Below are 11127 nucleotides of genomic sequence, written 5' to 3' on the forward strand. Positions count from 1 at the left end.
GGCCCGCGCCACCCGCGCGCTGCTCCAGCGCCGCGGCGAGCCGGGCCCTGGCCAGGACCGCCCAGGGCCGCGCCTCCAGCCGGTCGGCGGACGCCACCGCCTCGCTGAAGGCGGCGACCGCCGCATCCCAGCGCCCCTCACCCGCTTCGACCATCCCCAGCCAGAGCGGCGCCGGGCCGCTGACGTCGCAGCCGCAGAACGACACCAGCCAGGCGTCCGGGTGCGGGGTCAGCTCCCGCCGCACCTCCTCGCCCAGCTCGCGGTCGCCGGAGGCCGCCGCGGCCTGCGCGCGCAACCGCAGCCACAGCGGTCCGAGATCGCGCGGGAACCCGCCCGAGCGGCTGCGCGCGGCCGCGGTGTGCAACAGCCCCTCGTCGACGTCGCCTCGCTCGAAGGCGGCGACACCGAGCAGCACGTCCGGGTACGGGTAGCCGCTCTCCGTCAGCCGCGTCCGCAGCTCCTCGCCACCGGGGGTGCGGCCCTGGAGCATCTCCAGCACCGTCCGGTGGTGTACCGCCATGAACGTGGTCATGAAGTGCCAGTCGGCCTGGCCGTCGTGCAGCGCCGTGACCCGGCCCAGCTGGCGCTCCGCCTCGGCGAACTCGCCCCGCATGGCCCCGATGATCGACCGGTCCACCGCCACCGCGGGCCGCAGATGCGGGATGCCCGCGCCGTCGACCGCCGCCAGGTAGGAGAGGTAGTGGGCGCGATAGGCGGTGTTCCCCTGCTCCAACTGCGCCACCCACCGCAGCGACCGGACCACCAGGTGCATGCCGCGGTTGCCGGTGCGGGCGAGGACGCCCAGCAGTTCCTCCAGGAGCCGCTCGCGTTCGGCCGCCGACCCGAGCCCCCAGATCGCCTCGTGCCGCGCCCACAGCAGGAACTCCAGCGCGGCGTCGTCCCCGCCGCTGCGGGCGAGCGCCATGGTGCGGAGCGTCAGCTCGTCGGCCAGTGCCGTGAGCTCGGAGGGGCGGGCGGGGGTTGTCGGCTCCTGCTCGGGTGCCGGGCCGCCGGTCGGTGCGGCGCCGGGATCGGCACGGGGTCCGGAAGCGGGCGAGGCACGGGGGCCGGGCGCGGCATCGGATGTCGGTCGGCCGACCGGCGGCTGCGCCACCAGCCGGCGGTGCGCCTCGCGCAGCAGGGACTCCCCCGCCTCGGCGAGCTCGGGGAGGGAGGTGGATTCGGCGTGCAGCGCCAGCGCCACCCGTGCCAGCAGCTCCGGGTCGCCCACCGTGCGCACCAGCGCGGCGGTCTCCCGGTACAGCGTCGTCACCTCGTCGCGCTCCGCCATGTGCCCCAACTGGCCGATGAGGTCGAGCGCCAGCGCCACCGTCCGGCCGGGCGCGACCTCTGCGGGGGGCGCGGTGACCGCGATCTCGTGCGCGCGCCGCAGGTGCCGGGTCGCCTCGTCCCCCGCGACGCGGTTCATGGCGTCCTCCGCCGCCGCACTCAGCAGCTCCACCGCTGTGCCGGGCGACAGCTCACCGCCGGCAAGGTAGGCGTGACGCGCCAGGTCGGCCGGGTCGAGCGCCGGCACGCCGTCGTCCCCGGCCCCCCGGACCGCGCGTACGACGGCCGCGTGGTGCCGGGCGGCCGCGGCCGCCGGCAGCCCGTCGTAGAGCGCCTCGCGGAACAGGTCGTGGGCGAAGCAGAACCGACCGCCCCCGCCCGCGGTCACCAGCCGCCCGGTGACGGCCTGGTCCAGCAGGGCGTCCACCAGCGCGGACGGGGCCGCGACCACGGAGGCCAGCACCGGGCGGGAGAACTCGCGACCGAGCACCGCGGCAGCCTCCAGCAGCCGCCTCACCGGTGGCGGCAGCAGCGATATCCGGCGGGCCAGCACGTCGCTGACGCCCGGGGTCATCGCCAGCGCGGGCCCCCCGGAGGCCCACAACCGGGCTGCCTGCTCCACGAAGAAGGGATTGCCGCCGGTGCGCTGGTGCACGCCGGTCACCAGCTCCGGCGACGGGTCGCGACCGGCGGCGCGGGCCAGCAGCGTCACCACGTCGTCGCGCTCCAGCCCGGTGAGGGTGATGGTGGTGGCCCGGGACTGGAGGGCGGGCAGTAGCGCGCGGGCCCCCGGCGCCACCGTGCGGCCCGCGGCCTCTCCCTGGGGTGCGGTGCCGGCGGCGGTTCCGGCCGGTGCGGCGACGGCAGAGGGCGCGGAGAGCGCGGCGACCGCGGGAAGCTCCACCTCCACGTCCCGGTAGGTGCCGACGACGAGCAGCCGCTCGAACCAGGTGTGGTGCGCGACGAACTCCAGCAGCCGCAGCGACGCCTCGTCCGCCCAGTGCAGGTCCTCCAGCACCACGAGCACGGGACGCTCCTGCGCGGCGCTGACCAGCGCCGTGGTCACCGCGTCGTACACCGCGAACGCGTCGCCGTCGGCGGGGCCGTCCCCGGCCTCGCCGAGCAGCGCCGCGATGCCGCCGCCGGGCGGCGCGGTACTGCGGTACTCCTCCTCGGGCAGCGCCCGCCGCAGGCCCCGCACCACCTGCACCCAGGGCCAGTGGCCGGGCGCGTGCGCGGAGTCCCAGCAGGAGCCGGCCAGCACCAGCGCGCCGCGGCTCCTCGCCTCGCGGACCGCACCGGTGACCAGGGTAGTCTTGCCGATGCCCGCCTCCCCGGTGACCAGGACGAGGCCGCCGTGGCTGGTCATGGTCCGGTCGACCTCGGCGCTGAGCAGCGAGGCCGCCTGCGTCCGTCCGAGCGGAGGGTCCGTGCGGGTCGTCACCCGTCCATTAGACGCGACGGCTCTGACAACCGCCGATGGCCGGACCGCCCGGGCGGTGGGGCGCGGCGACCCGGTCCCGTCCCGGCGGGCGACGGGCGGGGGCGGCGGGCGACGGGCGAGGTCGGGCGGGCGGGGTCGGCGGGCGGGGTCGGGCGGGCACCACGTCTCCTTGACGCTTGTGCAATTGCATGCTCTACTCCTCCCGCTCAACGGTGTCCGGGCCTCCGGCGCGCCGGAAGCGCCAGCGACCCGGAGGTCCCCGTGCCCACCGACCTGCAGCCCGGCGAGCTGTCGAGGATCGTCGAGCGGTGCGCGGCGAAGGTGGAGGAGAACTACGTCTTCCCCGCGACGGGCACCCGGCTGGCCGCACTGCTGCGGGAACGCCTCGCCTCCGGCGCCTACCACCAGGTCGGCGACCCGCGCGTCCTCGCCGAGCTGGTGACCACCGACCTGCGGTCGGTCAACGGGGACCCGCACCTGCGATTGCGCCACCGCCCGGAGCGCATCCCCCTGCAGAAGGGCACCTCCGCGCGGACGGACGCGGTCCGGGCGGCGGAGCTGACCATGGGCGGCGTCCCCGCCGTGGCACGACTCACCGGCGGGGCCGCGCTGATGGAGCTGGGGCACACCCTGCTGCCCGCCCGGGACGCGGCCGAGGCGGTGGGCGCGGCCTTCACCCTGGTCGCACGCAGCGAGGCGCTCCTGCTGGACCTCCGGCGCTGCCGCGGCGGCGACCCGCACACGGTCGCCCTCATCTGCAGCTACCTGCTGGAGGACCACACCCACCTCAACACGCTCCGCCACCGCGACGACAAGCGGACGGTGCAGTTCTGGACGCTGCCGGCGGTGGTCGGCCGCCCGTACGGCGCCGCCCGTCCGCTGTTCCTGCTGATCGGGCCGTCGACCTTCTCGGGCGCCGAGGAACTGGCCTACACCCTGCAGCAGTTGGGGCGCGGCACAGTCGTCGGCGCCCGCAGCGGGGGCGGCGCCCACCCGCAGACCACCTTCCCGCTCCACGCTCACCTGGAGGCGTCCGTCCCCTACGCCCGGGCGGTGAACCCCGTCTCCGGCACCAACTGGGAGGGGGTCGGCGTCGTACCGGACGTCGAGGTCCCGGCGGCCGACGACGCGCGGGAGGTCGCGCACCGGCTCGCGCTGGAGGCGGTGGCGCGCCGGGGCGGGCGGTCCGCGTCCGTGGTGGAGGCGCGCGAGGAGCTCTCGCGCCGGCTGGACGAGGAGACCTCGGCGGCGAAGGCCGCGCACAAGGCCCGCAAGGCAGCGGAGCGCTCCCCCGGAGGCGCGGCGCGACCCGCCACCAGCTGATCCCCCGGCCGCCCGCCCCGCGAACGGCCGCCGCCCGCACCGAACCTGACGGCACGTCGGGACGTGCCGCCGCCGTGCCGCGCGACGCCGGGCCCGGCGGGCCCCCGCTCACCGGGCGACAGCACAGGGGCGGTGCCATCCTGGACAAAACGGGCGCTCGACCTTCAGGAGGGTCCCCATGATCAGCATCGACACGCCAGGCGCACCCTGCTGGCTCGACATCGGATCACCCGACACCGCGGGCTCCTCGGACTTCTACCGAGCGGTCCTCGACTGGGAGTTCGCCTCGGCCGGCCCCGACGCCGGCGGGTACGGCGTCTGGAAGGTCGGCGGCGAGCCGGTCGCCGGGGTCGGTCCGCTCACCGACGAGGGCGCGACGTCCGGCTGGATCGTCTACTACAACGTCCCGGACATCCAGGAGGCGACCGAGACCGTCCGCAACGGCGGTGGCAGGGTGCGCGTCGAACCGATGGACATGATGGGCCAGGGGCACATGGCCCAGTACACCGACCCGACCGGCGGGGAGTTCGCCGTCTGGCAGTCGGCTCCCGGCGCCTCCTCCGGGGACGACCTCCGGACGGACACCCCCGGCGCCCTCACCTGGGTCGAGCTCTACACCGCCGACGGGGCGACGGCGCAGCGCTTCTACCAGCAGCTCTTCCACTGGCAGATCACCGACATGCCGCTGCCCGGCGACGGGCCGGCGACGTACCACATCCTCACCGCCGCAGGCGGAAATCCCGAGAAGGACGGGCACGGCGGGATGATGGTCATGAACGCCTCGGACCTGCCCGACGGGCGCGCCTACTGGAGCCCCGTCTTCGAGACGTCCGACTGCGACCGGGACGCGGCCCGGGTGACGGCTGCCGGCGGCACGCTGCAGATGGAGCCCACCGACATGGAGGGCGTCGGCAAGGTCGCCAGCTGTCGGGACCCGTTCGGCGCCTCCTTCTCCCTCATCACCCCCGCGGGCTGACGCCCGCCGCCGACCCGGCCCCGGGGCGCCGCGCGGGAGCCGGGGGCGGGTGGGGCGCTCCCCTGGTGGGGCGCTTCGGCCGTGTCAGGACTCTGCCGAGGCGTCCTCCGGCTGCGGCAGCAGCGCCATCAGCTCCCAGACGTGGCCGTCCGGGTCCTGGAAGCTGCCCCCGTACATCGGCCCCTCGCTGAACGTCGGCTTCCACGGGCGGCCGCCGGCGGCGAGCGCCCGGGTGACCAGCCCGTCGACCTCGTCGGGCGTATCCGCGGTGATGCAGGTCAGCACCTCCGTCGTGTCCGGGTCCGCGATCTCCCCGTTGATGAAGCCCCGGAAGGGCGCCTCCTCCAGCAGCATCACGTGGATGTTCTCGTCGACCCGGACGCAGAGCACGTCCTCGCTGGAGTACTCCTCGTCGAACGCGAAGCCCAGCGCCCCGAAGAACTCCCGCGACCTGGCCACGTCCCGCACCGGTAGGTTGACGAAGATCATGCGCATCGGCGGTCTCCCTGCTCGCGCCCGGGGGACCCACGGGCCCGTCGCCCGCCGGGCCGCTCCCCGGTCTCGCCTCTCGAAGCAACGTAGCGCGGGAGACCGGCATCGGCTCGTCGGGCGCCGGCGGGCGGCGCCTCCGGCGCCCTCCGGCGCCCTCCGGCCGGCGGCACCCCGACCCCCGCCCGGCGGGAGTCCCCGCGCCGCGGGTCGTCCCCGCGCACGCCCCGCCCCACCGACCCCACGCGGCCGCGCCCTCACAGCCGGTTGATTCTCCTTCCCAGGAGCAGAGCCTTCCGCCAGGATGTCGGGATGTCCCACACCGCGCCCGGCGTCACCCCCCGCCAGATAGCCGACCAGCACGTCGAGACCATCACCGACCTCGACCCGATGACCGCCGAGATGCTCGGTACCCGCCCCGGCAGCGACCTCCTGCCCGACTACTCCCCCGAGGGCAGGCAGGCCGTCGCGGACGCCTCCCGCGCGACACTCGCCGCGCTCGACGCGGCGGGCGACCCGGCCACGCTCCCGCCGCACGAGCGGCGCACCGCCAAGCTGCTCCGGGAACGCCTCGGCGCGTCCCTCGCCGAGCACGACGCCGGCGACACCCTCCGCGAGCTCAACAACCTGATGTCGCCGGTGCAGCGGCTGCGCTCGATTCTCCTCACCATGCCGAAGAACACCGACGAGGACTGGCGGGTCGTCGCCCGGCGCCTGGAGCGCGTCCCCGAGGCCCTCCGCGACTACCGCGCCGGGCTCGACGCCGGCCGCGCGCGGGGGCTGACCGCCGCGCCCCGCCACTCCGAGGTGGTGATCGAGCAGCTCGGCCCCGAGGTCGTCGGCGACTGGTACCGGCGCCTGATCGCCCCCGCGCCCGAGCAGCTGCGCGGCGAGCTGGAGCGCGCCACCGCGACCGCCGCCGAGTCCATGGCCGAGCTGCGCGGCTACCTCGCCGACTCCTACCTGCCGGCCTCGGCGGGCACCGAGGACGCGGTGGGCCGGGAGCGCTACCTGCGCGGCGCCCGCCGCTGGACCGGGCTCGACCTCGACCCGGAGGACGCCTACGCCTACGGCTGGGAGGAGTACCACCGGCTGTACGCCGAGATGACGGCCGTGGCGGACGCGATCCTGCCGGGCGCGTCGCCGCACACCGCGATGGACCACCTCAACGCCCACGGCGAGGCCGTGGAGGGCGAGGAGAACATCCGGGTCTGGCTCCAGGAGTTCATGGACCGCGCCATCGACCGGCTCGACGGCACCCACTTCGACCTGGCCGACCGCGTCAAGCAGGTCGAGTCGATGATCGCCCCGCCCGGCGGCGCCGCGGCCCCGCACTACACCGCGCCCTCCCTGGACTTCTCCCGCCCCGGCCGCACCTGGCTGCCCACCATGGGCGAGACCCGGTTCCCGATCTGGCCGCTGGTCTCGATCTGGTACCACGAGGGCGTCCCGGGCCACCACCTCCAGCTCGCGCAGTGGCGGCACGTCGCCGACACCCTCTCCACCTTCCAGATCTCCCTCGGCCAGGTCAGCGCCTCCACCGAGGGCTGGGCGCTGTACGCCGAGCGACTCGCCGACGAACTGGGGCTGCTGACCGACCCCGCCCACCGCCTCGGCTACCTGGAGAACCAGATGCTGCGGGCCATCCGGGTGATCATCGACATCGGCATGCACTGCAAGCTGCGCATCCCGGCCGGCGCCGGCTTCCACGACGGGGAGACCTGGACCCCCGCCCTGGCGCAGGAGTTCCTCATCGGACACAGCGGGATGCCCGAGTCTTTCAACGTCTCCGAGATCGTGCGCTACCTCGGCATCCCCGGCCAGGCGATCAGCTACAAGCTGGGCGAACGCGCCTGGCTCGCCGGACGCGACGCCGCCCGCGCCGCACAGGGCGACGCCTTCGACCTCAAGACCTGGCACATGAAGGCCCTCTCGCTGGGCTCCCTCGGCCTGGACGACCTCGCGGACGAACTCGCCGCCCTCTGACCCACCACCGGGCGCCACCCCCGGTCGGGGCGCGGCCTGACGGGCCGCGCCCCACCCGGGGCGGGTACTGCGGGCCCGGGCGGGGACCGCCGGGGCGGCGGTGGGATCAGCGTCCGAACATCGGCAGACACGGCTCCAACCCGGTGACGCTGGCAGCGGTCCGCCGGTGCGCCGACCACCGCTCCCGGGTCAGCCGCAGCCGGTGCTCGACGACGACCCGGCCGCGGCGCGTCTTTCGCGCGACGCCGTCGTCCCGGTACCCCAGGCGCCGGGACACCTCCCGCGAGGCGTGGGAGTCCTCAAAGGCGGCCGAGACGCACTCCTCGGCCGCCAACCCGACGAAGGCCAGCTCCAGCGCGGCGGCCCGCATCTCGGTACCGAACCCTCGCCCCTGGTGGCGGAGGCCCAGCCAGGAACCGGTGGCCACCTCCCGCCGCACGGCGAAGTCCCGCGCGGAGATCTCCTGCACGCCCAGCGGGCGGCCCTCGTGAAAGACCGTGAACGGCAGGCCCCAGTGGTCCGGCCGCCACTCGGCGCGCTGCCGCCACTGGAACTGGAGCACCGCCCGCGCCCGCTCCTCGGGCGTGCCGTCGGTCCACGGGGTGAGGAACGGCATGCGATCCGCCTCGTGGACTCCGTCAGCGGCGACCTGGGCGAGGTCCGCGAGCTCATCGTCCGTGGCCAGCCGCAGTTCGAGGCGTGGCGTGTTGATCCGGAGGCCGAACAGCGGCCAGAAGTCGGTGAGCATGGTTCATGGTGCCGCCGTCGGCGCCGGGCGCGCACCCGCATTTCACCCCCGGCGTGAAGAAATCTCCCGAAGCGGGCCCGGCGAACGCCCGCCGGGCGCAGGCGGAGAGCCGCAGGACGGCCGACCTGCGACGACGGCGGCGCTCCGGGCACGGGTCGGGGTGGCACCGCCCGGCCGTCGGCCGGGAGCGACAACGAGATCCGGCCGCGTCGCGTTCCGCCGCCGCACCCGGTCGCGGCGCGGTGCGGGTGCGGCGCGGTGCGGTCGCGGGGCGGGTGCGGTGTGCGGGCCCGGCCGGTGCGGTCGCCGTCAGCTGTGCGGGCCCGCCACGACCCGTCCCACCTCGAGCTCCACGTCCTCCGCTCCCTGGATCTCGGCCAGCCGCCGCACCTGCTCGACGAGCTCCCGGAGCTCCGCCGCGGAGGGCCGCACCAACGGCTCGACCGTGACCACCAACCGGCGCCCGCGCAGCACCTGGCGCCACACGCCCGCGACCTGGCCGTCGACCAGCAGCACCGGGTGGGTCCCCGCCTGTCCCCGCGTCAGCGCACGGCGGGCCGCGGCGCCCGCGAAGAGCAGCGACCGGGGGTGGCATCCCACCCCGAACACGTCGAAGTACGGCAGCAGCCGCACCCCGCGCGGCGGCTCGTCGTGGACCGGGTCCCCCGTGAGCTGGAGAGCGGGCCCCGAGCCCATGACGGTGACCTGCTCGACGCTGTCCCCGAGCGAGCGGAACACCTCCTCGCAGCGGTCACGCGGTGCGCCGAGCCAGCGCGCGAACTCGGCCGGTGCGGCAGGCCCGTAGCCGTGGAGGTAGCGCAGCGCCAGCCGCCGCAGCGCCGGTTCGGCGTCCATCGGTACGAAGCCGGGCAGCAGCCGTGCGGGCGTGGCGAAGGTGAGCTCCCCGCCCCGCCGGGGGCCGAAGCACAGCGCTCCCCGCCGACCGAGCGCGGACTGCACCCAGCGCCACCGGGGCAACCGGGCACGGAAGGCGCCCACCACGGGCTCCGCCGCCCACCCGCCCACGGCGTCCGCCAGCGCCCGCGTCAGTTCGTCGGTGGTCAGGTCGCCGTCCGCCAGAACGGCCGGGCAGGCTTCGGCGAGCGCCGCCACCTGGTCGGGGTCGAGGTACGGCTCACCGAGCGCGGGACCTCGGGCGGCGTCGAGACCGGCCATGGCACCGACCCACGCGGTGAGGTCACGGGCGGGGAGCAGGTGCACCGCGCCCCGCGGGCCGTGCGTCCGGACCAGGGTGCGGTCCCGCCACAGCGCGTCGCGGACATCGCCGCACACCGCGCCCGCCACCCGCATCGCGACGGAGACCTCCGCGGCGGACATCACCTGCGCGTGCACCCCGCAGGTCCCCGCCACCACATCGGCGATCCGCCGCGTCACCGGATCGCCGCCGACGAGGGCCGGGGCGTCCAGCCGGTGCCGCGCCAGCCGCCGCGCGCTCACGGCCGCCCAGGACATGCCCGGCGGGGCGGCGGCAGACCGGGCAGGTCGCTCACCCGCCTCCGCGCCGTCGCCCGGCCCGGCCGCCGCTCCGACGTCGCCGTCACCGCCGTCGTCCATGCCCACCACGCTAGCCCCACCCGCCCCGGCCCGCCCGCGCCGCGCCCCGCGGGCGACGGCGGCTGTTTCGGCGCATCGCGCTTCGGAGGGGCGAACCACTACCCTGCCCCCTGGGGCACGGGTGGCACGCCGGTCGAGGGCGTGGGAGTCCGGGAGGGTGGATGGCTGACGAGGACCGGGGACACCGGGCGCGCGCACGCAACCGGACCGGCATGCGACCGCTCCGCCACGAGGACCCCGAAGAGATCGCCGGGTTCCGGCTCGTCGCCCGACTCGGCAGCGGCGGCATGGGGACCGTGTATCTCTCCCACATGCCGGACGGCCGCCCGACGGCGCTGAAGACCGTGCGGTCCGAACTGGCCGAGGCCCCCGACTTCCACCGGCAGTTCGAGCGGGAGGTACGGGCGGCGAGCCGGGTCCGAGGCCGGTACGTCGTCCCCGTGCTGCAGAGCGACACGGACGGTGCCGTCCCCTGGCTGGCCACCGCCTATGTCCCTGGCGCGTCCCTCGGCGAGGCCGTCGCGTTCCACGGCGCCGTACCGCAGCGGACGGTGGTCCGGCTGACCGCCGGCGTCGCGGACGCGCTCCGCTCGGTGCACGGCGCCGGAGTCGTCCACCGGGACCTCAAGCCGTCGAACGTCCTGCTGGCTGCCGACGGCCCGCAGGTCATCGACTTCGGCATCGCGCGTGCCTCCGACGCCACCACGATGTTCAGCGGCTCGCCGCGACGCATCGGTACACCGGGCTTCATGGCACCGGAGCAGGTGATGGGCGGCGAGATCACCGCGCAGGCCGATGTGTTCGCCCTCGGCCTGCTGACGGCGTTCGCCGCCGGCGGGCGGGGCGCCTTCGGCGGCGGCGACGCCGACGCGCTGCTCTACCGGATCGTGCACGACCGCCCCGATCTGTCGGCGTGCCCCGACGGCCTGCGGGACGTGGTCGAGGCGTGCCTGGAGAAGGACCCGGCCAACCGGCCCGTCCCGGAGCAGGTCATCGAGGCGTGCCGGGTCCTGTCGGGCGAGTTCGACCCGTTCCCCCGGGAGGGCTGGCTGCCGGCGGAGCTGGCGGAGGAGGTCGCACTCCGCCGGGCGCCCACGGCCCCGGGCGAGGCCCCGGACCCGGACCCGGACCCGGGCGAGGCCGCCCGCGGGCGAGGGCACCGGGGCGGCCCGGGACCGGTCGTCACCGGCGACGCGGAGGACGGACCGGCCGGCGCCGACCCGCCGACCCCCGGCACGCTCCCGGCGGCAGGTGCGGCGGCCTACGGAGCCGAGCTCCCGCAGCGGACCGGTCGGG

The 11127-nt window shown here is 76.0% G+C and carries 8 protein-coding genes; 4 read left to right on the forward strand and 4 right to left on the reverse strand.

All coding sequences use genetic code 11. The features are described 5' to 3' along the window. Positions 1-2734: ATP-binding protein (locus HCN52_RS24810; RefSeq protein WP_209314628.1), on the reverse strand; the 2734-nt coding region annotated here is incomplete at its 3' end. 261 nt (positions 2735-2995) lie between these two features. Here HCN52_RS24810 and HCN52_RS16580 point away from each other — a divergent pair. Together HCN52_RS16580 and HCN52_RS16585 are read left to right on the forward strand one after the other, a co-directional pair. Then, positions 2996-4057 carry a S41 family peptidase gene (locus HCN52_RS16580; RefSeq protein WP_312876733.1) on the forward strand — a complete coding sequence of 354 codons (1062 nt, stop codon included), beginning with the start codon at positions 2996-2998 and terminating at the stop codon, positions 4055-4057. A gap of 178 nt (positions 4058-4235) precedes the next feature. Continuing rightward, entirely contained in the window at positions 4236-5033 is a 798-nt protein-coding gene (locus HCN52_RS16585) for a VOC family protein (protein WP_168089235.1), read from the forward strand. 84 nt (positions 5034-5117) lie between these two features. Here the strand turns inward: HCN52_RS16585 and HCN52_RS16590 are convergent, their stop codons facing one another. Continuing rightward, positions 5118-5528 (reverse strand): VOC family protein, encoded by a 411-nt coding sequence (locus tag HCN52_RS16590; protein WP_168089236.1) that lies wholly within the window; start codon positions 5526-5528, stop codon positions 5118-5120. A 306-nt stretch (positions 5529-5834) separates the two neighbouring features. Between HCN52_RS16590 and HCN52_RS16595 the strand changes: the two genes are divergently transcribed. Beyond that, entirely contained in the window at positions 5835-7508 is a 1674-nt protein-coding gene (locus tag HCN52_RS16595; RefSeq protein ID WP_168089237.1) for a DUF885 domain-containing protein, read from the forward strand. A 106-nt stretch (positions 7509-7614) separates the two neighbouring features. On the opposite strand, the gene HCN52_RS16600 is transcribed toward HCN52_RS16595, so the two are convergent. Both HCN52_RS16600 and HCN52_RS16605 read right to left on the reverse strand, forming a co-directional pair. Continuing rightward, positions 7615-8256 (reverse strand): GNAT family N-acetyltransferase, encoded by a 642-nt coding sequence (locus tag HCN52_RS16600; RefSeq protein WP_168089238.1) that lies wholly within the window; start codon positions 8254-8256, stop codon positions 7615-7617. Positions 8257-8565: 309 nt separating this feature from the next. Continuing rightward, on the reverse strand, positions 8566-9831 hold the full coding sequence (locus HCN52_RS16605; protein WP_209314629.1) for a winged helix DNA-binding domain-containing protein: 1266 nt from the start codon (positions 9829-9831) through the stop codon (positions 8566-8568). 161 nt (positions 9832-9992) lie between these two features. On the opposite strand from HCN52_RS16605, the gene HCN52_RS25970 reads away from it, so the two are divergent. Beyond that, a partial coding sequence (locus tag HCN52_RS25970) for a serine/threonine-protein kinase (protein WP_280923926.1) occupies positions 9993-11127 on the forward strand: 1135 nt, incomplete at its 3' end.

Origin of the sequence: Streptomyces bohaiensis, assembly GCF_012033785.1 — a bacterium.
GTDB classification, from domain to species: domain Bacteria; phylum Actinomycetota; class Actinomycetes; order Streptomycetales; family Streptomycetaceae; genus Streptomyces; species Streptomyces bohaiensis.

Excerpts from the sequence above, each read along its gene's own strand:
- HCN52_RS16605 (WP_209314629.1), bottom strand. The coding sequence starts at position 9,831 with ATGGACGACGGCGGTGACGGCGACGTCGGAGCGGCGGCCGGGCCGGGC.
- HCN52_RS16590 (WP_168089236.1), bottom strand. The coding sequence starts at position 5,528 with ATGCGCATGATCTTCGTCAACCTACCGGTGCGGGACGTGGCCAGGTCG.
- HCN52_RS16595 (WP_168089237.1), top strand. The coding sequence starts at position 5,835 with ATGTCCCACACCGCGCCCGGCGTCACCCCCCGCCAGATAGCCGACCAG.
- HCN52_RS16600 (WP_168089238.1), bottom strand. The coding sequence starts at position 8,256 with ATGCTCACCGACTTCTGGCCGCTGTTCGGCCTCCGGATCAACACGCCA.
- HCN52_RS16585 (WP_168089235.1), top strand. The coding sequence starts at position 4,236 with ATGATCAGCATCGACACGCCAGGCGCACCCTGCTGGCTCGACATCGGA.